The sequence below is a fragment of the Stutzerimonas stutzeri genome (assembly GCF_009789555.1).
In the GTDB taxonomy this organism is placed as follows: Bacteria; Pseudomonadota; Gammaproteobacteria; order Pseudomonadales; family Pseudomonadaceae; genus Stutzerimonas; species Stutzerimonas stutzeri_R.
In genome coordinates this window covers 4,113,687-4,138,116 of record NZ_CP046902.1, presented here as the reverse complement: position 1 = coordinate 4,138,116, position 24,430 = coordinate 4,113,687, and the positions used below count along the sequence as shown (strand labels likewise).

Sequence of the window (24,430 nt, the reverse complement as noted above, 5' to 3'; positions counted from 1 at the left end):
TTCTACCTTTATTGAGCGTTTACCACTGAATCCACAACTGGTTATCTGACGTGTTACAGGAACGTCAGCGAGGGGGTGCGCGCTGGCTGCGCACGCTCACGCGCCTCGTGCCTCCGCGCGTGTGAGAGTGCCAGGCCAGCGCGCACCAAGGTTTCTCAATCCAGTTGATCGGGTCAGAGACGTGATCGAACGGATCACTTGGGCAGGCGCGTTCGTAGGGAGGGGCAAGCAGAGCGGGTTGGCTGTTGGGCGGCAGCGCGGCGACCCAGGCGCTCCAGGGAATGAGGCCGATCAGCAGAAGAAGCAACAGGCGCGGGCGCTTGGCCAGCAGCGCGGCGAAGGCATGGAGGAGGCGGGCGAAAGCAAAGCACACCAAGGGCGCAGCCCTTGTCATCCCGCTCTTGCCGCCGAGGGCTCGGGAGCGTGGGGTGGAGAAGCTACCCCACACTCCGAGCGATAGGCTGTTCATGATCGTGCAGGGTCAAGGGTGCGCTGCGCCCGTGCTTCCGTTCGACGGAACGGTGAAGCTGTTCCGACGAGCCGGGAGCGCGGCCCTGGACCTTGCAGAGTTGGGGAGGGCGATACGGCCCAGTACGTTGCCGGAACCATGCCGGTCGCGGTGCCGCATCACCCTGATCGTGCGAATGTCCGAGAAGAACACTTCGTTAGGATGGCGCTCCTGCGCGTTGAGATCGAAAGTCAGGAAATACGCTTGGTCGTGAACGCCTTCCATCGGCAGCGCAATACCGACGATGTGCACGCAGTACCAGTAGGATTCAGGCTCATCATCCCAGTGCAGCTCAACGAGAACGGTTTGGCCGATGTAGCCCTGGGAGGTGGAGGCATCCACGACGGCGTGCTGGCTAGTCATGGCTGTAGTCTCCTTCGTTGAAGCTCTCCTTACCGCTCAGCAAGTCGGCCCGCAGCTTGCCCACGTTCACCATGCGGAAGTCTGAGAAGGTGACGCTGGGTAGCGTGCCGTTCTCTACCCATTCAACGACTTCCTCCACCGGAATGCCGCTGGCCGAGGCGAAGGTCACGATGCTGCACAGGTTGCTGATGGCGGCGCCAAGGGGCACAACGTTGCTGCCGGTTTTGGGCTGTTGCTGATCTCCGTTCGGCTTACTCATCGGTGTAGTCCCCCTGGGCGAAGATGGTTTTGCCTTTTGCGAGATCGGTACGAATCTGGGCGAGGTTGACCACGCGAGGCCGGCCCATTTTTACGCTGGGTACGGTGCCGCTCTGCATCCAGGCAATTACGGTATCGACGCTGACGCCAAGCATCGCCCCGTAGACCTCCTTGCTACACATGAGGGCGTTGCGACAATCGAGATAGATCACTCGCTTGCCGTCCAGATCGAAGCTCACGTCGAAGGGTGGTTCGTTTAGATGCGTAGTCATCGCCTATCCCTGCCTTTGAAATGCTCATAAACTGTCGTTAAAGGGTGTTTCGATCCGTGGAAATATTCCACTGGCAGAGGAACTATAACACCGCGACGATAGTCGTGGAATAATTCCACAGAGAGTTTTTAGAAGAAATGGAGCTAACTCAAGACAGAGTTAGAGCGCTTGTGCATATGTTGGGCCATAAGGCCGTATCCCAGGCGACTGGGATCAAAGAAGAGCGGCTGAAGACCATCAGGTACAAAACCGATGCGAATGTTCGGACGATTGAGCTGGACATGATCGCGCACGCTTATCAGCAATACAGCTTGTGGTTGAGAACAGGCGAAATAGATCTAACCAAAGGCCAAATCAGTCCGGCGTACGCCGAAGCGGACCTAAAGTTGGAAGGACAAAACGCGGGCAGCAAATAACAGCCGAAGCGGCCCGGCGATGGTTCGCTAGAAGATCGAGTTAGTGCTTTATAGAAGACGACGATGGGCTTTGTTACAGATCTTTAGAGAGGAAACCAGGCCCATCATAAATTGGCCTGTTTCCATTGCATATCAGCCAATTATTCCAAATTCTTGACCGCATCAAGAATTTGTTTTATTTGATAGCTAGCTATTTTAAGGATGCGTTCCTGTTTTCCTGATACTTTTAACTCAAACCCATTTGGCTTCGTTTTTAAGTAGTTGATTGGGAGTTCAACGCCAACGGTTTCAGTAAGTTGGCACCCTAGATATTTGTTGCTGCAATTAGCATCCTTGTCGATCTTTACCAGCTTTCTCTCATTTGCGTTTTCGTCGTAAGCCTGCTCTAACTGCGCCCAGTTTTCGAGAAATTTAACATCAGCGTATAGCTGAACGTTTGAGTCGTTCAACTTCCCTGTCTTGGTTGATCCCCAAGCTCTGAACATCATGTTGTTGTCATATAGGCCGGTTATTTTAATTGTGTTCTTAAATTTGTCATTTTCAATTTTTGCTGGTGGAATCTGAAATGGCTTTAGGTTCTTTTCGCCCAAAATGAACTTGTAGTCGTCCAAGCTCAGCTCTCTGCCATCAGCTCTTCGGACATTATCTAGTGTTATAGACGCAAAATTTCCACGTTCGTACCAAAATACTTGGCATGTCGATGTAACGATCTTGACCATCTCATAGCCACTATAAACATATGGCTGATTGTCTAGCTCGATAATGTCATCTTTCTGGAGTTCATTGTACAAATTTTGTTTTTGAGTATCGAGCGAGAACTTAAAGGTGTTTTCAATCACTGGCTTGAAGTAATTGCTGTTTCGGAATTGTGGATCATGGCTTCCGTTTGGAATTGATCGAACGGAGTTTGTTACGTACTGTTTTGCGAGTTGAGTAAGCTCATACTCTGGCTGGTCGGTTTGATAGAATCCGCACTCAGCTTTTTCGGTTTTTCCGCTAGGGGACCCTGAAATTGCAGTCGGTGCAGTTGCTTGGCAGCCCACGATAAGTAGCGAGAGTGATATTGTTGGTAGTGCTAGGTTCCACTTCATAATGGAGTTCGTCCTTGGTGGTGTGATTTTCAGTGTTGATTTAGCATGGTTTTTATTAAGGGGGCTGATTTATTTCAAGGAGACGGGCTGAATTATTTCTGCGTACCGGAATTTTGCTGGGGTTTTAGAGTTGCGGCTGGGCATTGAAAATTAACTGAACTCATCATCGCCTCGTACAAAGCTGGGGGCACGGCATAGAATGCCGGCTTGTTTCGTTCGATGACAAGCACAGCCTCACCGTCAGCTTTCTCGACGACACCAATAGGGTCTCGTTTGAACTCTTTCATTGACGCCGCGATGCTCGTCAGGACTGCAAATGTCATGTTCGCTCAATTAGGCAAAAGCCAATTTACCAACATGCTGCAAATCCACATGTTTCCGGGCAACCCACAGATCATAGGCATCCTGCATAGCCAGCCAGCTCTCAGGCGAGCGGCCAATCGCTACGGACAGACGCAGGGCCATTTCCGGCGTAATCCGACTGGTGCCCTTCAAGACGCGGCTCAGAGTAGAGGGCGCAACGCCTAGCTTTTCCGCCAGCTCGCGGCCGCTTATGCCGTTCGGCTCCAGGTAGATATCGGTGATGAACTCACCAGGATGGGGTGGGTTGTACATGTTCATCAGTGGTAATCCTCATAGTCCAGGACATAAGCGTTTCCGTCGCGAAACTCGAACGTCAGCCGCCAGTTGCCGTTCACCATGATCGACCAGCGCCCTCGCATTTCGCCCTTGAGCGGGTGCAGCCGGAAGCCTGGGATATCCATGTCGTCTATCGTTATGGCCGTATCCAGGGCCGCCAGTTGCATCCGTAGCCGCTTGGCATGGGCTGGCTGTACGCCGGCCGTGCTGCCCGTTTCGAAGAGCTTGCGAAGCCCTTTGTGCTGGAACGTTTTGATCATTTGCTGAGCCTAGCATGTTGCGCAACACGCAACAACGTGGTGTCCCAAAATAGGCTGAAGTCTGGCATGAGCCACACTGAACGGCATCTTAGGTGCGCTGGAAGGCCCGAGTTTACTGGCTCCCAGCTTTTGCGATCACAGGTGCCGATCTTTCGTAATGCGAAGGTCGGGGGTTCGACTCCTCTCACCGGCACCAATGAAAAGGCCCGCTCACAGCGGGCCTTTGTCGTTTCGAGTCGGTGCGGGACTCAGTTGGCCGCCACGGCTTGCGTCTCGGGGCGCTGGGCGGTGGGTTCGCCGCGTGCCGGCGCTTGTTCGTACAGCTTGATCATGTGGTCGAGGTTGGCGCGCACGCGGCCTTTCATGGCCTCGACCACGGCGCGTAGCTCCGCGCGTTGGCTGTCACCGAACGCGTTGATCAGGTTGGTACCGATCTGGCTGATCTGGGGGACTTCTGCGAATCCGCATGATTGCTTGGGTACCCAGGTTTCAAGAAAGCTGGACAGCTTGATCACACGCTGTGGCAACAGGGCGATCTGGGGTACCGCGTAGGCCAGCGCGGTGATGGCGCCGTGCAGGCTGGTGCCGCAGTACAGCTTGCTGGTGGCGATGCAGCGGATGATGTCTTCGATGTTGCCGCTGTCGACGCGGTAGGCGCGTTCGTCGCCGAGCAGGCTGTGCAGCTTGTCCAGCGGGCCGTCGTCGGAATGGCCCGGCGCCTTGCCGATGGTCAGCAGTGCGATCTTCAATCCGGTGTTGACGTTGAGTTCGGTCAGTTGCTGGGCGATCGCTTCGATGCGTCGCTTGGCATGGTGATCCGAAATGTGGAAAACGATATGGCCGGGCGCGGCTGTCTGATCCTGCGGAAAAATGTCCGAGATCAGGATGGCGCTGTCAGGTACCAGGCTGTGTTCGACGCCAAGCTTGTCGAGTTCGGCGGAGGTTTCGCGATCACGCACGGATATGTAGGTGCAGTCCTTGAGATTGCGTTTGATCGCCTCATGGATCAGCGGTTTCTTCCGGCTGATTTCGTTACCGCCCACGCTGTTGTACATGACCTTGTAGCCCGGCAGATCGCGCTCGCCCAGCACCAGCGGGATGTCCGACGGGATCGAGGTGAACATCCGGCTCAGGCGGATGAACGCCCGGTGGCCGATCAGGTAAGGGCTCGCCTTGATCGGGTAGTAGATGGCCTGCGGCGCGAGGTAGCCGATGATGCTTTCCCACTGGGCGGTCAGGCACTCGCCGCCAGCGACGACGAGCATGGTTTTCGGCTGCTGCCGGGTGGCCTCCAGCGCTTTTTTCAGCGGGATGGTCGGCAGTGCGCCATAGCTGGAAAGGTCCGACTTCTTGGTCGCGGCGACCAGTACATTGAAGCGGCCATCGGCCTCCAGGTAGCGCTTGAGGACGATTGCGAAGAGCAGGTCGCCATAGTTGTGCCGGTCATAGGCTCCGTAAGCGATCACGTTTACCCGGTCAGTCATGGCGTCGGACTCCTTTCGATTTGTTTGAACTGCACGTAGAGCAGGGCATTTTTCAGGGTCAGTGCCACGGCGGTGGCGATACAGGCGCCATTGACGCCGTAGCGCGGGATCAGGATCAGGTTGAGCGCCACGTTGATGACGCAGGCGGCGATGTTGTTGTGCAGGTAGCGGCGATGGTTGCCGGTCATGGTCATGAAGATGCCCAGCGGCCCGGCGGCCAGCACGAAGAAATAACCAAACGCGAGTACCAGCAGCGGGTAGACGCCTTGTTCACGGTATTCGGCGCCGAATACGGCGAGGATGTATTCGCGCAGCAGGCCGATGGCGAGCAGGATCATCAGCGCGAGCGCCAGCATGAAACGAGCGTATTTCCTGACGAGGGCGAAGGTGCCTGCGCGGTCGTGCTGGGCCCAGCGTCTGGCTATGTCCGGACCGATGGTGCCGTTGATGATGAACAGCAGGGTCGTCGACAGGGCGGCGATCTTGGCGGCGATGTAGTAGATGCTGACTTCGCTTGCCGAGCGCAGTACGCCGAGCAGCAGCGTGTCGGACAACTCGATGATGCTGTTCATCACGGCGATGAGCATCAGCGGAATGCACAGTGTGAGCATGGCTCGCCAGCTCGGTGCGGTGTCCGCTGTCGAAGCGGGCAGGCTGACGTTGGCGCGCCATATCGAACCGACGATGGCCAGCCCGTAGCTGATGGCGAAGCAGCCCGCCACGGTGGTCAGGTCATTGCCGGTAATCGACACCAGTAGCAGCGTCAGGGCCGGTTGGAAGGCTGTCTGCCAGAACAGTCCCTCGCTGGTCTTGTGCTTGGCTTTCAGTGTCTCGCTGGCGATGCTCAGCAATGAAAGACCCAGGGCGGTGACGGCGAAGAGAACCGCGGCATGAGTAAAATGCGCTTGGGTGGTCTTGGAAAAATACACCACCACGAGGCCGATCAGGCAGGCGGGAACGTTCATCAGTGCGGCCAGCCCGAGCGCGCGGTGGAAGTATTGGCGCTGCTGGCCATCGCTTAAAGAGGAAATGTTCTTCAGGCACGCGATGTCCAGCCCCAGCCGGGCGACCAGCGACAGGAAGATGCCCAGTGCCACGCAGAAAAACACCGTACCGGCCAGCTCGGGTATGAGCAGGCGTGCCAACAGGATGTTAAGGCCGAGCGTAGCGGCAGCCCCGCTGCCTTTGGTGAAAACCAGCCTGGCGTATTTGAAGAGGTCGGCTTTGATTCCTGTCTGTGGGGCGTCCGTTGCATATGCCGATTTCATTCAATGCTCCTGCGGTCGTAAAAACGACGTAAGCCATGTCTGGCGAGTCCGGGCGGCTATCGCCGGAGCGAGCCAGGGTTCGGGACGGAGCCCGCCGCCTGCACCGATCATCGCGCCGGGCGCTCGTGCCTTGGTCAGCGAAGGGCTGAACGGGAGACTCCATCAAGAGCGTTGTCACGGCTGAAAGTTCCTTGGCGGACAGGGACGGCTGCGTTCAGCTGATGCCGCCGAGTGGCCGGCCGCTACGCCTGAGGCTGCTTCGAACCTGTCGCTGGGTCGCTGGAGCGACCGCTGGCCCGGCGGGTGCGAACTCTTGTAGAGGCTGGTCGTCCCATTTTTAATTGGGTCTGGTTCTGTTCGCTCGGGGGTAACGCAATGGCATTGCTGGAGACGCGGGGCATCGGCGGTTTCGAGTTGTTGAAACGCACCTTCAGGGAATTCAGCAATGACGATATGACGACCTATGCGTCAGCGTTGGCCTATCGGGCGATCTTTTCGCTGTTTCCGTTTCTGCTGTTTCTGATTGCCATGCTGGGCATGCTGGATCTGCAGAATTTCTTCGCCTGGCTGCGAGAGCAGGTCTCGCTGGTGTTGCCGCCGGATGCGCTGGAGCTGGTCAACCCGGTGATCGATGAGATGCAGGCGCAGAAAAGCGGCTTGCTGTCGGTGGGGATCCTCATCGCACTGTGGTCGGCCTCGATTGGCGTGCGATCGTTGATGAACGCCATGAACAAGGCATACGACGTGCAGGAGGGGCGCCCGACCTGGAAGCTGATGCTGTTGGCGGTCGTCTATACCATCGGCCTCGCGCTGATCCTGCTCGCGACGGCGGGCCTGATGGTGACCGGTCCGCAGGTCATGGAGTGGCTCGCGTCCCAGGTCGGTTTGAAGGAGATCGTCGTGACGCTGTGGACCTGGCTGCGTTGGCCGGTCATCGTGATCCTGATGATGCTCGTCGTCGCCTTGCTGTACTACGTCACGCCGGACGTCGAGCAGGAGTTTCGTTTCATCACGCCGGGATCGGTACTGGCGGTGATCGTCTGGATTGCCGCCTCGGTGGGTTTCGGCATCTACGTGCAGAACTTCGGTAACTACGACGCCACCTATGGAAGTATCGGAGCCGTCATCGTGCTGTTGCTCTACTTCTATATCTCCGCCGCGGTACTGCTGTTCGGCGCGGAGATGAACGCTGTGATCGAGCATGCCTCCACCGAAGGCAAGAATGAAGGGGACAAGCGCCTCGATAGCTGACGCCAAGCGTCAGCTGTCGACTTGCCGAATGCGTCTGCGAACAACCGTCTGGCTCGGTGGTCCATTGATTTCATTGCAGAATCTTTCAGGACGAACGCCCCGGCCTTGGCTTGTCGGGGGGCTGGCTCGATCCCCGACCGGTATTCGTCTTCGAAGACTCTGCATCGAGACCTCACGGAGACGCTCCATTTTGCATATCGCCGACATGACCATGTTCTACGCACCCGCCAGTGGGGGGGTGCGGACTTACCTCGAGGCCAAGCACCGCCGCCTGCAACTGTACTCGGGCGTTCGTCACAGCATTCTCGTACCCGGCGGCAGCTACAGCCACGACGGTGGCATCTACCAGATTCCCGCGCCCGCGCTGCCGTTCGGCAAGGGTTATCGATTCCCGGTTCGGCGCGCACCCTGGCGCAACCAGTTGCGGGTCCTGCGTCCCGATGTGATCGAGGTCGGCGATCCCTACATGACAGCCTGGGCCGCGCTGGATGCCGGACGCCGCCTCGACGTTCCGGTGATCGGGTTCTATCACTCCGACCTGCCTTTGCTGGTCAGCAACCGCATTGGCGGTTGGCTTGGCACCAACATGAATGGCTATGTCTCCCGGTTGTACGGCAGTTTCGACCGAGTACTGGCACCGAGCCGGGTCATGGCGCAGAAGCTTCAGGAATTGGGCGTCGGGAATGTCTACGTGCAGCCGCTGGGGGTGGATCTGGAAACCTTCCGTCCAGACCGCCGAGACCCGAATATTCGTCGGACGCTGGGGTTGGACGACGACACGCGGCTGATGGTCTTCGCCGGTCGGGGCTCCAGGGAAAAGAACATCGACGTCCTGCTGGACACGGCCCGGTTGCTCGGCAAGCCCTATCACTTGCTGCTGGTGGGCTCGAGCATGCCGCACCGGGTGCCGGACAACGTATCGGTGATCGATCGTTTTTGCCCGGCCTCCGAAGTGGCGCGCTACATGGCCAGCTGCGATGTGCTGCTGCACGCGGGCAATCAAGAGACGTTCGGCCTGGTCGCGCTGGAAGCCATGGCCAGCGGGATTCCCGTGATCGCCGCGCGCGCCGGTGCGCTGCCCGAGTTGGTGCCGTTCCATACCGGGCGTCTGTGCCGACCGCTTGACGCCCCGGCGATGGCGCAAACCGTGCGCGAGCTTTTCGAAGATGATCCGCGTCTGCTCGGCGCCCAGGCCCGACAGCACGTCGAGGCGCATCACGCCTGGGACGCCGTGGTCGCCGGTTTGCTCGCGCATTACCATGCGGTGCTCGGCACCGCGGATCTGCCGGTCGCCGTGCATGGCTGATCGCAGCCTGATGCTGGTACTGCACGACGTGGCGCCGGAAACCTGGCCTGATTACCGGCCCTTTGTCCAGGCCGTCGATGCGCTGGGCGATATCCCTGTTTCCTGGTTGGTGGTGCCGGACTTTCATCGCCGCAATGACCTGGAACGGCACCCTGGCTTCTGCCGCATGCTGGATCAACGGTTGGGCCGCGGCGACGAGCTGGTACTGCATGGTTGCTACCATGCCGACGAATCGCCGGCGCCGCGCTCGCCGCGGGACTGGTTCATGCGGCGCGTCTTCACCCATGAGGGAGAATTCTACTCACTGGATGAGGCTGAGGCGGCGCGGCGATTGCGGCAGGGCATGGCGCTGTTCGCGCGCCGGCAATGGCCGCTTCATGGGTTCGTGGCGCCTGCGTGGTTGCTGGGGCCGGGCGCCCGGGCGGCACTGGCGAAGACCGGGCTGACCTACACCAGCGATCCTGGGCACCTCTACCTGCTTCCCGATTACGCCGCCATCGACGCGCCAGGGTTCGTCTGGAGCGCGCGCAGTGCCTGGCGTCGGGGTATGTCGCGGCTGATCAGCGAGCGAACGTTCGCTCGCCATCGGGGCGCCCCGGTGCTGCGCCTGGGCCTGCACCCGGTGGATATGCGACATGAGTTTTCACGTCGATACTGGCTGGATCTGCTGACGCGCCTGTTGAAAGACGGGCGTCAGCCGGTGACCAAGATCGACTGGCTGAACCGTTACGTATTGACCCCGAGCGCTGCGGCATGAATGGCCGCTGGTGGTTGCTGCTGGGGGCGTTGGTGGTGGCGGCGCTGATTCCGTTGCTGCTGGGTGGGAGCGGTCTGTTCGAACGGCTGATGCGTTTCCCGCTGTGGTTGCTGGTCGGCATGCTCGGCATGATTCTGGTGGGCTGGTACCTCAACGCGCTGCGTCTGCGTCTGCTGGTCGGCCGGCGGCGGATCGGCCAGCGTCGCGCGCTGGGCATCGTCATTGCCACCGAATTCGCCATCTGCGCCACGCCTGGCGGCGCGGGGGGGCCGCTCACGATGATGGCCTTGCTGCTGCGCCAGGGCGTGCCGCCTGCCAAGGGCACCGCCACCTATGCGGTGGAGCAACTGACCGATCTGCTGTTTTTCGCCTGCGCATTGGTTGGCGTGCTGATCTACGCGGTGACCCACTCGCTCAATGCCTATATCGCCAGTCTGCTCGGCTTCAGCGCAGCGTTGTTGATCGGGCTGATGGTGCTGCTGGCGCTGCTCGGGCGCTTTCATCGACAGGTGTTTCGGCTCAACGGCTGGCTGGTCGGTCGGCTGGGTATGAAAGCGGTGCGCAAGCGCTACTGGGCCCGCAAGGTACTGAGTTTTCGTAACGCGCTGCTTGAGTGCTTCCGGTTGCCACGGGCGATCCTGTTCGGGGTCTTCGTGCTGACGACACTGCATTGGCTGCTGCGCTACAGCGTGCTGTATCTGACGTTGCAGGGCCTGGGCAGCCAACTGGCCTGGGCCTGGACCTTCATCGTTCAGTTGCTGGCACTGACCGCGGGTCAATTGAGTCTGTTGCCGGGGGGCGCCGGCAGTGCCGAACTGGCATCGGCGGCATTGCTCACGCCTCTGGTGGGCAAATCCACCGCGGCGGCAGCGATCCTCGTCTGGCGCTTCGTGACCTACTACTTCTACCTGATCGCGGGCGCGCCGCTGTTTCTGCATCTGGCGGGTCGGCCCTTGTTCAACCGGCTGGTGAAAGCGCGCAACGGTTGAGCCCGGCCTCTGGATGGCGATCCGGTACCGTTGCTCGGACCAGCGAAACTATCCGGCGGCCGGTCCGGTCCACTGAAGGTAACCCACGAAGAGAGGACCACAGTCATGAGCAGTACTGAAGACAAGATGAAAGGCAACCTCAATGAAGCCGCCGGCAAGGTGAAGCAGGGCGTTGGTGAGGCAACCGGCAACGAGCGCATGAGGCAGGACGGCCAGCGCCAGGAAGTCAAGGGCGATGCGCAGCAGGTGAAGGGCGACGTCAAGGATACCTTGAAGAAAGGCATCGATCGCACCTGATCGAACCCCATTGAAAATGCCCGCATCAGCGGGCATTTTTTTGTCTCGTCAGTGGATCACCGCTCCAGGTACTGGAGCTTGTCCTTCACGCCGTCCCATTCTTCGGCGTCCGGAAGGGCATCCTTCTTCTCGGTGATGTTCGGCCAGACTTCCGCCAGGTCGGCGTTCAACTCGATGAACTCCTGCTGCTCGTCGGGGACTTCATCTTCCGAGAAGATCGCCTGGGCCGGGCATTCGGGTTCGCAAAGCGCACAATCGATGCACTCGTCCGGGTGAATGACCAGAAAATTCGGGCCTTCGTAGAAGCAGTCCACCGGACAGACTTCCACACAGTCGGTGTATTTGCACTTGATGCAGTTGTCGGTGACGACGAAGGTCATTTCTAGCTATCTCCTCGGGCGTGTCGGGTGGCGTTGCAATGACGCCCCCGTTCGGCGGGCTTATAGCGGCACCAGGCAATGCCGCATATATCCAAAAAATGCGCGCGATTCTAGCAGCTTTTTCGCAGCCGTCAGATTCGTGTTTTCAGGTTGTATAGCAGGTCCAGCGCCTGGCGCGGGGTCAACTCATCGGGATTGACCCGTCCCAGCTCCTCGATCACTGGATGGGGCAGGCTCGCGAACAGGTCATTCTGCATTGGTGGAGCGGGCTGACCCGCCGGGATTTTCGGCGTTTCATGGGCCAGGCTGGTGGTTTCCAGGCGCGACAGATGGTCGCGTGCGCGCTGAATCACCGACCCCGGGACGCCCGCCAACTGCGCCACCGCGAGGCCATAACTCTGGCTGGCCGGCCCTGGCAACACGTGGTGAAGGAAGACGATGCGCTCGTTGTGTTCGGTAGCCGACAAATGCACGTTGGCGACGACCGGCTCGCTTTCCGGCAGCACGGTGAGCTCGAAATAATGCGTCGCGAACAGCGTGAACGCGCGCAGATGCGCCAGATGCTCGGCTGCCGCCCACGCCAGAGACAGGCCATCGAAGGTGCTGGTGCCGCGACCGACTTCATCCATCAGCACCAGGCTGCGGTCGCTGGCGTTGTGCAGGATGTTGGCGGTTTCGCTCATTTCCACCATGAAGGTCGAGCGACCGCCGGCCAGGTCGTCGGAAGAGCCGATACGGGTGAAAATGCGATCGACCAGCGACAGTTCGCACGCTTTCGCCGGGACGAAGCTGCCAATCTGCGCCAGCAGCACGATCAAGGCGGTCTGGCGCATGTAGGTGGATTTACCGCCCATGTTCGGTCCGGTAATGACCAGCATGCGGGTGTCGTCATCCAGGCCCAGATCGTTGGCGACGAAGGGCGTCTGCAAGACCTGTTCGACGACGGGATGACGGCCTTGGTCGATCTGCAGGCAGGGGTGTTCGACGAAACGTGGGCGGTTGAGATCCAGCGTAAGCGCACGTTCGGCCAGGTTGCTCAGTACGTCGAGCTCGGCCAGTGCCGCAGCACTTTCCTGTAGCGGAGCCAAATGGCCGATGAGCCGTTCGAGCAATTCGTCGTAGAGCTGCTTCTCGCGCGCCAGGGCACGGCTTTTGGCTGACAGGGCCTTGTCTTCGAACGCTTTCAGTTCGGGTGTGATGAAACGCTCGGCGCCCTTGAGCGTCTGCCGACGGATGTAGTCGGCCGGTGCCGATTCAGCCTGCTTGCTGGGCAACTCGATGAAGTAACCGTGCACGCGGTTGTAGCCGACCTTGAGGTTGGCCAGGCCGGTTCGGGCTTTCTCGCGGGTTTCCAGGTCCATCAGATACTGGCCGGCGTTTTCGGACAGCGACTGCAATTCGTCCAGCTCGGCGTCGTAACCGGCTTTCAGCACGCCCCCGTCGCGGATGACTGCCGGCGGGTTGTCGATGATCGCCTTGGCCAGCAGTTGGGCCAACTCTGGGTAGACGCCAATGCGCGTGCCCAGCTCGGTGAGGTGCGCCGCCACCAGCTCCTGCATGCCGGCCTGCAATTGAGGCAGGGCAGCGAGTGCGTCGCGCAGGCGCGCCAAGTCGCGTGGGCGTGCGTTACGCAGACCGATTCGCGCGAGAATGCGTTCGAGGTCGCCGATTTCCTTGAGCTGCGGCTGGATTCGTTCGTAGCGGTAGTGTTCGAGCAGGCAGGTGATCGAATCCTGGCGCGCTTCGAGCACACCGCGGTCGCGCAGCGGGCGGTTCAGCCAGCGGCTGAGCAGGCGGCTGCCCATGGCGGTCTGGCAGCGGTCGACAACCGATTGCAGGGTGTTGTCGCGCCCGCCAGCGAGGTTGATGTCCAGTTCCAGATTGCGGCGGGTCGCACCGTCGAGCACCACAGTGTCGTCGAGACGTTCGTGGTGCAGGCTGCGCAGGTGGTGCAGGGCGGTGCGCTGGGTTTCCTTGGCATAGGTCAGCAGGCACCCGGCGGCGCCAATGGCCAGGGTCAGCTTTTCGCAGCCGAAACCCTTCAGGTCCTGGGTGCCGAACTGCTGGCAGAGACCTTTGAATGCACTGTCACGGTCGAAATCCCAGGGAGCACGCCGACGCACACCGCGTCGTTTCTCGACCGGCAGGTTGGCCGGCCAGTCATCCGGGATCATCAACTCGGCGGGATTCAGGCGTTCCACTTCGGCCAGCAGGGTTTCCCAGCCGCTGAACTCCTGCACACTGAAGCGGCCGCTGGTGATATCCAGTACCGACAGCCCGAACAGCTTCTCGTCGCCCACCACGGCGGCCAGCAGGTTGTCGCGGTGCTCGTCGAGCAGCGCCTCGTCACTGACCGTACCGGGAGTGATGATGCGTACCACCTGACGTTCCACCGGTCCTTTGCTGGTCGCCGGATCGCCGATCTGCTCGCAGATCACTACCGACTCGCCGAGCTTGACCAGTCGGCCGAGGTAGCCTTCGGCCGAATGGAACGGAATCCCGGCCATGGGAATGGCCTTGCCGCCGGACTGCCCGCGAGCGGTCAGCGTGATGTCCAGCAGCTTTGCCGCTTTCTTGGCGTCTTCGTAGAAAAGCTCATAGAAGTCACCCATGCGGTAAAACATCAGCTGATCCGGATGCTCGCGCTTGAGCTTCCAGTATTGCTGCATCATTGGGGTGTGGTGGGACAGATCTTGTGACGACATAGGGTTGGATACTTGAAAAGGGATGCAGTGATGGCGGCCGTTGTCCATGGGCATCGGCGGCTGTTTCGGCCATCGGCTGGCCGCGCTGGATTGTGCCGGCTGGATCAAACCGGCAAGGTTAACATGGGCTGTCGCCGTATCGATGCGGAACTGCCCTCAATGCGTAAATGCGCCAGACGGGGCTGGGAATCTGCCCCTGGGGTTGGCAAGCAACACGGATCGAGCAAATGACACAACTGACACAAGCACTGGACTGGGCACCTGATCTGATCATCGTTTCGCTGGTGAATCTGTTTCTCGTGGTGACGGTAGTGGCGGTGCATTACGAGTTTCTGTCCCGCCTGTCGCTGCGCCAAGGCAGGTCACCGGGCAGCTATCGGGTCGGAATGATTCTGGGTGTCTGCGGCACGCTCGCGGCCCATGCGGTAGAGGTGTGGATATTCGCCCTCGCCTATTTTTTCGTGAGTCGAGTGCCAGGGTGGGGCGAGCTGACCGGGCAGTTCAGCGGCAGCCTCATGGACTGCGTCTATTTTTCGTTCACGACCTTCACCACGCTCGGTTTCGGCGACATCCATCCGGTTGGGCCAATCAGATTCCTGGTCGGCATCGAGGCGCTGACGGGGTTGGTACTGATCACCTGGACTGCTTCGTTCCTGTTTCTTGAAATGCAGCGGCATTGGGAAAACAGGTGAAGAGGCGGCGGAGCGAGGCGTGCCTGTCGGTTCTTCGCACCCGGCGCCAAGGCGATGCGAAAGAGCCCGTGCGGTACGACGGGCGGACCGGGCCATCGCGGCGCAAGGCCTGCTAAGGTACGTGTTTTGGTAATCCGGAGCGCTCAATGTCGTCCCTGACCGATCTGGCTGCAAGGCTGGGTGCCGCGTTGCAGACCCAATCCGCACAGGTGACTACCGCCGAGTCCTGCACCGGCGGCGGTATCGCCGAAGCCATCACCCGTATCGCCGGTAGCTCGGCCTGGTTCGAGGCCGGCTTCGTCACCTATTCCAACGTGCAGAAAACCCGTCAGCTCGGCGTCCCGGCAGAGTTGTTCGACCAGGTTGGCGCTGTCAGTCGCGAGGTGGTCGAGGCCATGGTGCGTGGCGCGCGGCATGCCAGCGGGGCGCGCTATGGCGTCGCGGTCAGCGGCGTTGCGGGGCCGGGTGGCGGCTCGCCGGCAAAACCGGTCGGCACGGTATGGCTCGCCTGGGCGGACGGCGAACAGGTCGTTGCCCGGCATTATCGGTTCGAGGGCGATCGGCAGGCCGTACGGGAGCAGAGCGTGGAAGCCGCGCTCGTCGGATTGATCCGACTCGCCGCGGGAGAAAATCCGCTTCTGGGCTAGGCGCGTCATTGTGCCTATGTTCTAATACTGTCTACTTATACAGTTGTCGTGGCCTCTGGCCCTCTTGATCAAGTGAGGATCGTAATGGACGAGAACAAGAAGCGTGCCTTGGCTGCTGCCTTGGGCCAGATCGAAAAACAGTTCGGTAAAGGCGCGGTCATGCGCATGGGCGATCATGATCGTCAGGCGATTCCCTCCATTTCCACCGGCTCGCTGGGCCTGGACATCGCGCTGGGTATTGGCGGTCTGCCCAAGGGCCGGATCGTTGAAATCTATGGTCCGGAATCTTCCGGCAAGACCACGCTGACGCTCTCGGTCATCGCAGAAGCCCAGAAAATGGGGGCGACTTGCGCCTTCGTCGATGCCGAACATGCACTCGATCCCGATTACGCGGGCAAGCTAGGCGTCAATGTCGACGATCTGTTGGTTTCCCAGCCGGATACCGGCGAGCAGGCGCTGGAAATTACCGACATGCTGGTGCGCTCCAACGCGGTTGACGTGATCATCGTCGACTCGGTGGCCGCATTGGTTCCCAAGGCGGAAATCGAAGGTGAGATGGGCGACACCCACGTGGGCCTGCAGGCGCGCCTGATGTCCCAGGCATTGCGCAAGATCACCGGCAACATCAAGAACGCCAACTGTCTGGTGATTTTCATCAACCAGATCCGCATGAAGATCGGCGTGATGTTCGGCAGCCCGGAAACGACTACCGGCGGTAACGCCCTGAAGTTCTACGCCTCGGTGCGTCTCGACATTCGCCGTACCGGTGCAGTGAAGGAAGGCGACGAAGTGGTGGGTAGCGAAACCCGCGTCAAGGTCGTCAAGAACAAGGTAGCGCCGCCGTTCCGCCAGGCTGAGTTCCAGATTCTGTACGGCAAGGGTATCTACCGCAACGGCGAGGTCATCGATCTGGGTGTGCAGCAAGGCCTGGTCGAGAAGTCTGGCGCCTGGTATGCCTACAAGGGCAACAAGATCGGGCAGGGCAAGGCCAACGCCGCCAAGTATCTGGAAGAGAATCCGGAGATCGGCCGCGAGATCGAGCAGCAGATTCGCGACAAGCTGCTGGTTGTTGCGCCGAATACAAAGGCCAGCCCGGTTGCCGCGGATCTGGCCGAAGCCGATCTTTGATTTGAATGCCGGTTGTGCTCGATAGCCCCGCCGCCGTGCGGCGGGCAGCCATGGATCTTCTGGCCCGGCGAGAGCATGGACGCCTCGAACTGAGTCGCAAGTTGCGCGCTCGCGGTGCGTCTTTGGAACTCATCGAGCCGGTGTTGGACAGGCTGGCAGAGGAAGGCCTGCTCAGCGAAGCCCGCTATCTGGAAAGCTTCGTCCGCATGCGCGCCAATGCTGGCTACGGACCTTTGCGCATCCGCGAGGAATTGTCCCAGCGGGGCTTGGCCCGAGCGGATATCGAGCAGGCTCTACGTGACAGTGGCTTCGATTGGAACGTGCAATTGCATGACGTCTGGATGCGCAAGTTCGCCGGCGAGTTACCGGGTGACCAACGGGAAAGGGCACGGCAAGGGCGCTTCCTCAGTTACCGAGGATATCCCCTGGACATGATTGGCAAGCTGTTGCGCAGCGGATCGGTCGAAGGCTGAGGCGAAAGCGCCGAACGTTCGGCCTGCTCCCTGTTGCCGAACGCGGCGCGACTTGCCTTGGGCCCGTGCTCCGTTTACGGCTGGACCACCCAATTCTGTTTTTCGTTGATGAAATCAGTGAGTTCACGCAGCCGCCCATGGTCGCGGCCGTTGAATACGAAGCTCAGCCTCGGCAGCTGTTGCAACTCAGGCTCGTCAAGTTCCATCTCGCAGCACGCCTGCTGTTCGAAGCGGCCTTTCAGGCGAAGATCGGCGAATTCGCTGTTCAAAAACGCCAGTGCGGCCTCGGTCAGCATATGGTTCATGCGCATGACGAAGCGGTCTTTCAGCCAACGGCTTGAATGGAAGTTGCCATAGAACCTGTCGATTTCGGCGGCGGCGTCTTCGGCGTTGTCCACCAGGCGCATCAGGCGCATGTCAGTGGGCAGGATGTAGCGGTTTTCCTCGAGTTGGCGGCGCATGAAGCTCAACGCATCCTGCCAGAATGTGCCCTCGGGTTCGTCCAGCAGCACCACCGGAACCAGCGGGCTCTTGCCGGTCTGTATCAGTGTCAGCACTTCCAGCGTTTCGTCCAGCGTACCGAAACCGCCCGGGCACAGCACCAGCGCATCGGCTTCCTTGATGAAGAACAGCTTGCGTACGAAGAAGAAATGGAACGACAGCAAATGGTCGGTGCCATCGACCGTCGGGTTGGCGTGCTGCTCGAACGGAAGGGTGATGTTCAGTCCGAGGCTGTTATCCGTGCCAGCACCCTCGTGCGCCGCCGCCATGATGCCGCCGCCAGCGCCTGTAATCACCATCAGGTCATAGCGCGCGAGGGTTTCTCCCAGTTGGCGAGCCAAGGCGTACAGCGGGTGCTCGACGGGGGTACGTGCTGAACCGAAGACGGTGACCTTGCGACGGCGCTTGAACGGCTCGAGCCGGCTGAACGCGTGTTCCATCTCGCGCATGGTCTGCAGCAGTATCTTGGCGTCCCAGCGGCTCCGGTCGGCCTGTGCCATACGTATGACGGTGACCAGCATTTCACGGTACAGCGGCAGGTTCTGGCTATTGGGCGGGACGACCAGAGCCACCAGCTCGTCGATTTTCTTCGACAGCTCCGCGCCGCTGGTCTTGAAATGTCGCGACAGGTAATCGTCCGGTTCGAAAGGCATGCAGCGTCTCCCTTGTAATGGAACTGGCGGCCCGTGCAATGTGTCGGGCCTGTTCCGGCGATCTCTGACTTCACCCCTGAGCGATTGCGTGGCGAGCCGTGCGGCAGTTGTCTCAAGCCTAGCAGCCACCGGTTGCGGGCAGGGTGATTTAGCACATTGGCGCCGTCGCGGTGAGCTGCTCAAGGATACGGGTCAACTCCTCGAGTGTCGCCTGATGATCGCGCCGGTCGCGGTCGCCAGGTCGGCACTATCAACCGCTTCGCGTCGCTCATTGGCGGCGGCGCATGCATCAGTGGCGAGCCGGCATCGTCCAGAGCGCCGCGAACACCACCCGACGCGTGCGGCTGAATCTTCGAGGTGGCCGGAAGATGGCCGAGCCGGATATGACCCGTGTCGACAAGGGTTACGGTGAGCCCCAAGGGCCGCCTGAAGGCTTCGCCATAGGCATTCGCGCCGGCATGCCCGCCGCTCCGATTGTGCAGCTTGATGCATATCAGAGATGGCTGCTCAGTCGCTGACTAGACTGTCGCTACCGCCATTCAACGGAGCGCTCCATGAACCAGTTATTGCCCAGTCTCGACGAGTTGGACCGCCACGCCGAAAACCAGCCTGAGTTCGCACGCTGGCGGACCGGCTATGGCGTCTTCGAGCATGCGCTGGAGACCCAGGCGGCGGTATTTCGCCTGGCCCATCAACTGGTACAGGCGCAACTGCAGCCGGATCTGGCCACTGTCTATCGTATGTTGCAGGCGATCGACCGGATCGCTTCGGCCGGGCTTTGGCTGGTGGTCCACATGACCTATGCGTGCCGCGTCAGGCTCGATGGCGCGGCCCTCTGCGCTGAAGATTTCAAGGCATCGCCGGAAGGGCACACCGGCGGCTCGCTGAATATGGTTCCCGCCTACGCCGGTTACCTTGGGCTCAACGCACTGACGGGCAGCACCCGCGCGTGGCTGATGGGGCAGGGACACTGCGTTGCTGCGATCGAGGCACTGAACCTGCTCAGCGACAATCTGCATCCCGAACAGGCGCAGGCCTACGGTGACGGCGAAGCAGGCATCAATCGCCTCCTCGGGGATTTCTATGGCTATCACCAGGCGGCGGATGGGACTCCGGCGGCACCGCTTGGCAGCCATGTCAACGCGCATACCGGGGGTGGCATTGCCGAAGGCGGCTACCTTGGTTTTGCAGAGCTGCAATATGCGCACATGCCGCTGCCGGGCGAAACGCTGGTGGCGTTCCTCTCCGATGGCGCCGCGGAGGAGCAGCGGGGCAGCGACTGGATTCCCCGTTGGTGGCGGGCCGAGGATTGCGGCATGGCGTTGCCGATCATGATCGCCAACGGCCGGCGCATCGAGCAGCGAACCCAGCTGGGCACCCATGAAGGGCTGGAAGGGTTTCGCCAGCATCTGAGTCGTTGTGGCTTCGATCCGATCCTGTTCGATGGACGGGACCCCGCGGCGTTTGTCTGCATGCTGTGGGAAATGGAGCAGCGGCTGGCGCGGCGCGTCGAGGAAAAGGCGCGCGGACTGCTCCATTACCCCCTGCCGATTCCGTATGGCATCGCCGAGACGGTCAAGGGGTTTGGCTTCTATGGTGCTGGGAGCAATGCCGCGCACAATCTGCCACTACCCGCGAATCCGCGTTTCGACGACGCCTCTCGCGAGTTGTTCAACAGCCATGTAGCGCGGCTTTTCGTGCCGCAAGAAGCGCTTGAGGCCGCGCGTGACCTGTTACGGCAATCACGGCAGGGTCGCCCGGCCGAACGGGACAACACAGTGGCGCTTCGACGGCCCGCCGAGCCCGTGATGCCGGCGCTCGACTATCGGCAGGACAGCTGTTCTCCCATGGCCGCCGTGGACAGATTCTTCGTGGAATTGACACGTGCCAACCCTTCGCTACGGCCGAGGGTGGGAAATCCTGACGAACTGGCGAGCAACCGCCTTGGCGGTGTCCTCGAGGCACTCAAGCACCGTGTGATCGACCCGGAGAGCGCGTTCGAGGCGGTGGACGGGAAAATCATCACCGCCTTGAACGAAGAGGCAGTGGTCTCGGCATGCCTGGCCAACCAGGGTGGGCTGAATCTGGTGGCGAGCTACGAGGCGTTCTGCGTAAAGATGCTCGGTGCAGTACGTCAGACCCTGATTTTCTCGCGCCAGCAGAAGGAGGCGGGGCGTCCGGCAGGCTGGCTTGGCTGGCCGCTCATCGCCACGTCGCACACCTGGGAAAACGGCAAGAATCAGCAGTCGCACCAGGACACCAGTTTCTGCGAGGCGCTGCTGGGTGAGATGAATGACATGGCCAGGGTGCTGTTCCCGGCGGACCACAACAGCGCCTTGGCGCTGCTGCCTTCGATCTACCGTGCACGCGGGACCCTGGCTTGCCTGGTAATGCCCAAGCGCGAGCGGCCAACGCTGTTCGATCGCGCGCAGGCGGAGCAGTTGGCAAGGGACGGCGCAATCATCGTCGACGAGCGGGCTGGCAGCGATGCCATCCTGTTAATCGCCAACGGCAGCTACCAACTGACCGAAATGCAGCGCGCAGCTGCCCGTCTGAACGAGGCGGGCGTTGCCTATCGGCTGGTCTACCTGCAGGAGCCGGGGCGTTTCCGGGCGCCACGCGATCGCTGGGAAATCGATGCGCTCGCCGCCGACGGCGTGGCCGAGCGGCTGTTCCCTGAACAAATGGAGCTGCGGGTAATGCTCACGCATATGCGGCCCGAGGTGGCGCGCGGTCACCTCTGGCCCATCCTTCCGGATGCGCGCCGCAGTTCGGTCCTGGGGTACCGTAACCGCGGCGGTACGTTGGACGAGGCCGGAATGCAATTCGCCAACCGTGCCTCTTGGGCGAATGTGCTGGCTGCCTGCGCGCGGTTGCTCGACGTGCCGAGGACCGCTCTGTTGAAACCGGATGAGGCTGCCGCGGTAGCGGGCAGAGGGGATCCGCGCATCCTGCGCTAAGGCCGTTGATCAGCGGCCCTCGGCAGGCCTGTGAATCAGCAGTCGCTGGAGCGGTACCGCTCGGTGGTGATCGGCTTCTTGCTCTGATACTCGCTGAATTCGAAGCGCAACACCGCGCCCTGGCTCATGAGTTGGCGTAGGCCATCGTTGTTGCAGACGCTGGCCGCCAGTTGTGTGCGAACCTGCTTAGGGTTGTCACGCATCTGCGCGGCGTGGCGCGGTTGGACGCTCAGGTGGTTGACCAGCTCGTTGCCGTCAACGCTGTAGCCTTCGTCGAGAAGGTCGGAATTGATCGCGCGCGGCGTGCCCACGCTGCTTTCGCGGGCAACCTGGTCGAGCAACTGGCCGAGTGCCTGATCCTGCGCCGAGGCGGCATGAGCAAAGGGAAGGGCGAGGCAGAGCGTGAATAGAGTGGTCAGACGGTGCATGATAAATCTCCTGATGACTGCCGACGTTCGACCGGTGTCGATCGGCACGGTTCAGCGACGGCATGGATTCGGCGCAGGCTGATAAACTGCGGCCCTCAATCGAATCGGTCGAACATTCCCAATGCCTCATGCCGTAGCCCGCCTGCGCGACGCGCGCCTGGCTCGCAGCGCCAAGCCCTTTATCGCACGCGGTTCCCGTACGCCCCGCTGCGCCCGCTGTCGAGCCTCGCCCAGCCATTGCCTGTGCGCCTGGCAACCTCATGTCGCGGCGCAGAGCGCGGTGTGCCTGATCATGCACGACATCGAGCCGCTGAAGCCGAGCAACACCGGTTGGCTGATCGCCGACATCGTGGCCGACACGCACGCCTTCACCTGGCAGCGCACCGGCGTGGATGCGGCCTTGCTGCAATTGTTGGACGATGACCGATACGAGCCGTTCGTGGTATTTCCTGGCGAATACGCCGAACCCGAGCGGGTAGTTTCCACGGTCGATCGCGTGACCGGCAGGCGCCCGCTGTTCATCCTGCTCGACGCGACCTGGACCGAAGCGCGAAAAATGTTTCGAAAGAGCCCTTATCTGAACCGTTTGCCGGTGTTGAGCCTGCAGGCCGAGGTATTGTCACGCTATCGGCTGCGTCGTTCGACGCGCAGTGAACACCTGTGCACCGCGGAAGTTGCCGCGTTATGCCTGCAGCTGGCCGGTGATGAACAGGCTGCAGGTGCGCTGGACGGCTGGCTCGATGCATTCACCGATCACTACCTGGCGGCCAAGCATCACCGCACGCCGGACCCGGATGATGCCACTCACCGGGCGCTGGCCGCGCTCGCCCGCCCGTGAGGTTCGGGTGCGCTCAGTGCCTGGCGGTTTGCGCAACCTCAATCGGCGCCGGTACTGGCTTGCGAGGCCAGAGCTGCGCGGCGAGCATACCTACGAACATCAGCGCACAGCCGAAATAGCCACGTAGGCTGAGGCTTTCGTCGAGGAACAAGGCGCCGGCCACAGCGGCGAACACCGCTTCGAGCGACAGGATGACGGCTGCATGCGAGGCAATGGCGTGCTTCTGCGCCACGACCTGCAAGGTATAGCCGACCCCGACCGCAAACATGCCGCCATATACCAGCGCTGGCGCCGCCAGCCAGATGCTGTCCAGCGTGGCGTCTTCGAAAATTGCTGCCAGCACCAGACTGACCACCGCGCAGGTAACGAACTGCAGAAACGCCAGGCGAATGGCGTCGTGGCGGCTGACGAAGAAGCTCACCAGCAACACGTGCACGCCCCACACGAATGCCCCGGCCAGTTGTATCCAGTCACCGGAGGCAACCTGGAAGTTTTCGTCGATGCTGAGCAGCGCCATGCCCACCACCGCCAGGATCGCCCCCAGCCAGGTGCCCATTCCGGTTCGCTGGCCGATGATCAGTCCCAGCAGCGGCACGACGATGACGTACAAACCGGTGATGAACCCGGAGTTGGTGACACTGGTGAACAGCAGGCCAACCTGTTGCAGATTGATGCCCAGCGTGAGCGCAAGTCCCATGCTGAGACCGCCAAGCAGCAGACCGCGTTGAAAGAACGGTTCATGTCGGGCAGCGCCACGGCCCTGGCGAAGCAGCAAAGGCAGTAGCACCAGCGCACCCAATGCGAAGCGCAGGCCGGTGAACAGGAACGGACCGATGTTATCCATCCCGACCCGCTGTGCGACAAAAGCGCTCCCCCAGATCATGGCCGTGATGAGCATCAGGAAATCGGCGCGAAGGGCTTGGTTACGCATGTTTGGGCTCGTCAGGGAAAGCCGGGAACTTTGCCTCAAACCGATGCGCTTGACCACCGCCTGGCTGTCTGGCTGGCAAAATGCTCGATTAAATGCGCGACGGTGATCGAATTTACAGTGGTGGCGCGATATCATCACCTTCGGTCCATCCTCAAGCATATTCCGGGTTCTTACCGGCGTGATGCCGGCATCCGGCTCCGGCCGGTGAAAGCGCCAATAAAAACTATAGGTCCGCCATGGCTGCTTACGAAATCCTTATCGCCGATGATCATCCGTTGTTTCGCAGTGCCCTCCAGCAGGCGTTGACGCTTGGCCTGGGCAGTGGCGTGCGGTTGTCCGAAGCGGCAAGCATCGCCGAACTGGAAGCCCAGCTGGATCGAACCGCCGATTGGGACCTGGTGTTATTGGACCTGAACATGCCGGGCGCTTATGGGTTTTCCGGCCTGGTACTGCTCAGGGGGCAGTATCCGCAGATCCCGGTGGTCATGATCTCGGCGCAAGAGGATTCGGCGGTCGTCGCCCGCTCGCGCGAATTCGGCGCCAGCGGCTTCATTCCCAAGTCCAGCTCCCTGGAGACCATCCAGGAGGCCGTGCAAGTGGTGCTCGACGGCGATGTATGGTGGCCCAGTAACATTCAGGACGTCGCGCATGTGAGTCCCGAGGCGAAGGCGGCCAGCGAAGGCCTTGCCAGTCTCACGCCCCAGCAGTTTCGTGTACTGACCATGGTGTGTGACGGCCTGTTGAACAAGCAGATCGCCTACGAACTCAGTGTGTCCGAGGCGACCATCAAGGCGCATGTCACCGCGATCTTCCGCAAGCTGGGCGTGCGCACCCGGACCCAGGCCGCGTTGTTGCTGCAGCAGATGGGTTCGATTCCGGGCAACTGATCGAGGCCTGCTCGAGCAGCGTTTTAGGCAACCGGCAGGCAACGCCAT

General features: G+C 60.8%; 28 protein-coding genes. 13 read left to right on the top strand and 15 right to left on the bottom strand.

Features of this window, described 5'->3' with window-relative positions:
- Nucleotides 1–64: 64 nt before the first annotated feature.
- The 10 genes from GQA94_RS23290 to GQA94_RS19155 form a co-directional block, all read right to left on the bottom strand.
- Complete coding sequence (locus GQA94_RS23290; protein ID WP_199270177.1) at nucleotides 65–469, bottom strand: hypothetical protein; 405 nt, start codon at nucleotides 467–469, stop codon at nucleotides 65–67.
- Nucleotides 470–481: 12 nt separating this feature from the next.
- Nucleotides 482–871 carry a hypothetical protein gene (locus GQA94_RS19195; protein ID WP_158189507.1) on the bottom strand — a complete coding sequence of 130 codons (390 nt, stop codon included), beginning with the start codon at nucleotides 869–871 and terminating at the stop codon, nucleotides 482–484.
- Nucleotides 864–1,130, bottom strand: coding sequence for a hypothetical protein (locus tag GQA94_RS19190; RefSeq protein WP_158189506.1), 267 nt, complete (start codon nucleotides 1,128–1,130; stop codon nucleotides 864–866). Before GQA94_RS19190 ends, GQA94_RS19195 begins: the two co-directional genes overlap by 8 nt.
- On the bottom strand, nucleotides 1,123–1,401 hold the full coding sequence (locus GQA94_RS19185; RefSeq protein ID WP_158189505.1) for a DNA-binding protein: 279 nt from the start codon (nucleotides 1,399–1,401) through the stop codon (nucleotides 1,123–1,125). The genes GQA94_RS19190 and GQA94_RS19185 overlap by 8 nt, the downstream gene beginning before the upstream one ends.
- A gap of 556 nt (nucleotides 1,402–1,957) precedes the next feature.
- Nucleotides 1,958–2,908: a hypothetical protein gene (locus GQA94_RS19180; RefSeq protein WP_158189504.1), complete on the bottom strand. Its 951-nt coding sequence runs from the start codon at nucleotides 2,906–2,908 to the stop codon at nucleotides 1,958–1,960.
- Between the two features lie 92 nt (nucleotides 2,909–3,000).
- The gene (locus GQA94_RS19175; protein ID WP_158189503.1) at nucleotides 3,001–3,231 is read right to left on the bottom strand and encodes a hypothetical protein; all 231 of its coding nucleotides are present in this window, start codon (nucleotides 3,229–3,231) and stop codon (nucleotides 3,001–3,003) included.
- Nucleotides 3,232–3,241: 10 nt separating this feature from the next.
- Nucleotides 3,242–3,529, bottom strand: a complete 288-nt coding sequence (locus tag GQA94_RS19170; protein WP_158189502.1) for a HigA family addiction module antitoxin — start codon at nucleotides 3,527–3,529, stop codon at nucleotides 3,242–3,244.
- On the bottom strand, nucleotides 3,529–3,807 hold the full coding sequence (locus tag GQA94_RS19165; RefSeq protein ID WP_158189501.1) for a type II toxin-antitoxin system RelE/ParE family toxin: 279 nt from the start codon (nucleotides 3,805–3,807) through the stop codon (nucleotides 3,529–3,531). Before GQA94_RS19165 ends, GQA94_RS19170 begins: the two co-directional genes overlap by 1 nt.
- Before the next feature lie 248 nt (nucleotides 3,808–4,055).
- Nucleotides 4,056–5,291 carry a polysaccharide pyruvyl transferase family protein gene (locus tag GQA94_RS19160; protein WP_158189500.1) on the bottom strand — a complete coding sequence of 412 codons (1,236 nt, stop codon included), beginning with the start codon at nucleotides 5,289–5,291 and terminating at the stop codon, nucleotides 4,056–4,058.
- The gene (locus GQA94_RS19155; protein WP_158189499.1) at nucleotides 5,288–6,559 is read right to left on the bottom strand and encodes a lipopolysaccharide biosynthesis protein; all 1,272 of its coding nucleotides are present in this window, start codon (nucleotides 6,557–6,559) and stop codon (nucleotides 5,288–5,290) included. The genes GQA94_RS19160 and GQA94_RS19155 overlap by 4 nt, the downstream gene beginning before the upstream one ends.
- Nucleotides 6,560–6,934: 375 nt before the next feature.
- Here GQA94_RS19155 and GQA94_RS19150 point away from each other — a divergent pair, with 375 nt between their 5' ends.
- The 5 genes from GQA94_RS19150 to GQA94_RS19130 all read left to right on the top strand — a co-directional run bounded on the left by GQA94_RS19150 (nucleotide 6,935) and on the right by GQA94_RS19130 (nucleotide 11,159).
- Complete coding sequence (locus GQA94_RS19150) at nucleotides 6,935–7,810, top strand: YihY/virulence factor BrkB family protein (protein ID WP_158189498.1); 876 nt, start codon at nucleotides 6,935–6,937, stop codon at nucleotides 7,808–7,810.
- A 190-nt stretch (nucleotides 7,811–8,000) separates the two neighbouring features.
- Entirely contained in the window at nucleotides 8,001–9,116 is a 1,116-nt protein-coding gene (locus GQA94_RS19145; protein WP_158189497.1) for a glycosyltransferase family 4 protein, read from the top strand.
- On the top strand, nucleotides 9,109–9,873 hold the full coding sequence (locus tag GQA94_RS19140) for a DUF2334 domain-containing protein (RefSeq protein WP_158189496.1): 765 nt from the start codon (nucleotides 9,109–9,111) through the stop codon (nucleotides 9,871–9,873). Before GQA94_RS19145 ends, GQA94_RS19140 begins: the two co-directional genes overlap by 8 nt.
- Nucleotides 9,870–10,862 (top strand): lysylphosphatidylglycerol synthase transmembrane domain-containing protein, encoded by a 993-nt coding sequence (locus GQA94_RS19135; RefSeq protein ID WP_158189495.1) that lies wholly within the window; start codon nucleotides 9,870–9,872, stop codon nucleotides 10,860–10,862. Before GQA94_RS19140 ends, GQA94_RS19135 begins: the two co-directional genes overlap by 4 nt.
- Nucleotides 10,863–10,967: 105 nt before the next feature.
- A complete protein-coding gene (locus GQA94_RS19130) occupies nucleotides 10,968–11,159 on the top strand; it encodes a CsbD family protein (RefSeq protein WP_158189494.1) in 192 nt (63 codons plus the stop codon).
- 56 nt (nucleotides 11,160–11,215) lie between these two features.
- On the opposite strand, the gene fdxA is transcribed toward GQA94_RS19130, so the two are convergent.
- Both fdxA and mutS read right to left on the bottom strand, forming a co-directional pair.
- Complete coding sequence (gene fdxA, locus GQA94_RS19125) at nucleotides 11,216–11,539, bottom strand: ferredoxin FdxA (RefSeq protein ID WP_158189493.1); 324 nt, start codon at nucleotides 11,537–11,539, stop codon at nucleotides 11,216–11,218.
- A 131-nt stretch (nucleotides 11,540–11,670) separates the two neighbouring features.
- Nucleotides 11,671–14,244, bottom strand: a complete 2,574-nt coding sequence (mutS, locus tag GQA94_RS19120; protein WP_158189492.1) for a DNA mismatch repair protein MutS — start codon at nucleotides 14,242–14,244, stop codon at nucleotides 11,671–11,673.
- A 266-nt stretch (nucleotides 14,245–14,510) separates the two neighbouring features.
- On the opposite strand from mutS, the gene GQA94_RS19115 reads away from it, so the two are divergent.
- From GQA94_RS19115 to recX, 4 genes are all read left to right on the top strand, one after another.
- Nucleotides 14,511–14,936, top strand: coding sequence for a potassium channel family protein (locus tag GQA94_RS19115; RefSeq protein WP_158190172.1), 426 nt, complete (start codon nucleotides 14,511–14,513; stop codon nucleotides 14,934–14,936).
- A gap of 146 nt (nucleotides 14,937–15,082) precedes the next feature.
- On the top strand, nucleotides 15,083–15,583 hold the full coding sequence (locus GQA94_RS19110) for a CinA family protein (RefSeq protein ID WP_158189491.1): 501 nt from the start codon (nucleotides 15,083–15,085) through the stop codon (nucleotides 15,581–15,583).
- Nucleotides 15,584–15,667: 84 nt separating this feature from the next.
- Entirely contained in the window at nucleotides 15,668–16,711 is a 1,044-nt protein-coding gene (recA, locus tag GQA94_RS19105) for a recombinase RecA (RefSeq protein ID WP_158189490.1), read from the top strand.
- A 5-nt stretch (nucleotides 16,712–16,716) separates the two neighbouring features.
- On the top strand, nucleotides 16,717–17,184 hold the full coding sequence (gene recX / locus GQA94_RS19100; RefSeq protein ID WP_158189489.1) for a recombination regulator RecX: 468 nt from the start codon (nucleotides 16,717–16,719) through the stop codon (nucleotides 17,182–17,184).
- Between the two features lie 74 nt (nucleotides 17,185–17,258).
- Here recX and GQA94_RS19095 read toward each other — a convergent pair whose 3' ends face one another.
- Nucleotides 17,259–18,338 (bottom strand): LOG family protein, encoded by a 1,080-nt coding sequence (locus GQA94_RS19095; RefSeq protein WP_158189488.1) that lies wholly within the window; start codon nucleotides 18,336–18,338, stop codon nucleotides 17,259–17,261.
- A 284-nt stretch (nucleotides 18,339–18,622) separates the two neighbouring features.
- Here GQA94_RS19095 and GQA94_RS19090 point away from each other — a divergent pair, with 284 nt between their 5' ends.
- Together GQA94_RS19090 and GQA94_RS19085 are read left to right on the top strand one after the other, a co-directional pair.
- Nucleotides 18,623–18,856 carry a hypothetical protein gene (locus GQA94_RS19090; protein ID WP_158189487.1) on the top strand — a complete coding sequence of 78 codons (234 nt, stop codon included), beginning with the start codon at nucleotides 18,623–18,625 and terminating at the stop codon, nucleotides 18,854–18,856.
- Between the two features lie 36 nt (nucleotides 18,857–18,892).
- Nucleotides 18,893–21,298 (top strand): xylulose 5-phosphate 3-epimerase, encoded by a 2,406-nt coding sequence (locus GQA94_RS19085; protein ID WP_158189486.1) that lies wholly within the window; start codon nucleotides 18,893–18,895, stop codon nucleotides 21,296–21,298.
- 35 nt (nucleotides 21,299–21,333) lie between these two features.
- Here GQA94_RS19085 and GQA94_RS19080 read toward each other — a convergent pair whose 3' ends face one another.
- Nucleotides 21,334–21,726 carry a PA3611 family quorum-sensing-regulated virulence factor gene (locus tag GQA94_RS19080; protein WP_158189485.1) on the bottom strand — a complete coding sequence of 131 codons (393 nt, stop codon included), beginning with the start codon at nucleotides 21,724–21,726 and terminating at the stop codon, nucleotides 21,334–21,336.
- A 121-nt stretch (nucleotides 21,727–21,847) separates the two neighbouring features.
- On the opposite strand from GQA94_RS19080, the gene GQA94_RS19075 reads away from it, so the two are divergent.
- The gene (locus GQA94_RS19075; protein WP_158189484.1) at nucleotides 21,848–22,564 is read left to right on the top strand and encodes a tRNA-uridine aminocarboxypropyltransferase; all 717 of its coding nucleotides are present in this window, start codon (nucleotides 21,848–21,850) and stop codon (nucleotides 22,562–22,564) included.
- Between the two features lie 13 nt (nucleotides 22,565–22,577).
- Here the strand turns inward: GQA94_RS19075 and GQA94_RS19070 are convergent, their stop codons facing one another.
- Nucleotides 22,578–23,495 (bottom strand): DMT family transporter, encoded by a 918-nt coding sequence (locus GQA94_RS19070; RefSeq protein ID WP_158189483.1) that lies wholly within the window; start codon nucleotides 23,493–23,495, stop codon nucleotides 22,578–22,580.
- A gap of 236 nt (nucleotides 23,496–23,731) precedes the next feature.
- On the opposite strand from GQA94_RS19070, the gene erdR reads away from it, so the two are divergent.
- The gene (gene erdR / locus GQA94_RS19065; RefSeq protein WP_158189482.1) at nucleotides 23,732–24,382 is read left to right on the top strand and encodes a response regulator transcription factor ErdR; all 651 of its coding nucleotides are present in this window, start codon (nucleotides 23,732–23,734) and stop codon (nucleotides 24,380–24,382) included.
- The last annotated feature ends 48 nt before the right edge of the window (nucleotides 24,383–24,430 follow it).